Raw genomic sequence first — 729 nt, 5'->3', positions numbered from 1 at the left:
CCTCTCAAGAAACTCCTCCTAAGCTGTTGATATTTCATTGGCTTTTTCTGGGGTGGCCAACGGTACCAAGCTGTAGCCCATGGTCTCTGCGCGCTTTGTCAGGTGGTGCAGGACGCGTTGGCGGTGGCGTTCTTCGTAGTACAGCTCGCCTTGGTCCACGTACTCGGCCCCTTTGGCCAACAGGGTGTAAATCAGTCGAGCCAACTTGTGTGCGGCTGCGGTGATGGCGCGCCGCTTATCCAGGCGGGCGCACAGCCTTCGGTAATAGGCGCCTAAGGCGGACTGGCTGTGGCGCAGCGCATGGCCGCCAGACGTAGGGCTTGCGCAGCGCGGTTCGGTGAGCGTTTGGTGGCGCCGTTCAGAACCTTGCCCCCGGAGATGCGTGTGCCCGGGCACAAGCCTAGCCACGAAGCGAAGTGCTTGGCCGAAGGGAAGCGGCTCATGTCCGGGCCGACCTCGGACAGGACGGTGAAGGCGGTCATTTCGTCGATGCCGTTGATGCGAGTCAGGTCCACGCCGCACATGGCAAATAGATGCGTGCGCAGATCGAAGGCCATGGCTTTCTTGGGCCAGCGGCGCTGCGACTTACCCGGATCGCCGTCATGGCGGTGCAGTTTTTGCAGTTCAGCCTGGATGTGCTGATTGCATTCATTGAGCAGTTGTTGATAGGTGTCGTACAGGGCCAGCGCTTGCCGCAGCGCGAACAGGTGCTCATGACGCCAGTTGCCT

General features: G+C 60.9%; 1 protein-coding gene. It reads right to left on the bottom strand.

Annotated features, from left to right (window positions below):
- Positions 1 to 272 precede the first annotated feature (272 nt).
- Positions 273 to 729: transposase (locus HV681_RS27685; RefSeq protein ID WP_175126285.1), on the bottom strand; the 457-nt coding region annotated here is incomplete at its 5' end.

It is taken from the genome of Achromobacter animicus (genome assembly GCF_902859585.1).
GTDB lineage: Bacteria > Pseudomonadota > Gammaproteobacteria > Burkholderiales > Burkholderiaceae_B > Achromobacter > Achromobacter animicus.
Note: the sequence above shows the minus strand (reverse complement) of the source record. Positions and strands in the feature narration are given on the sequence as shown.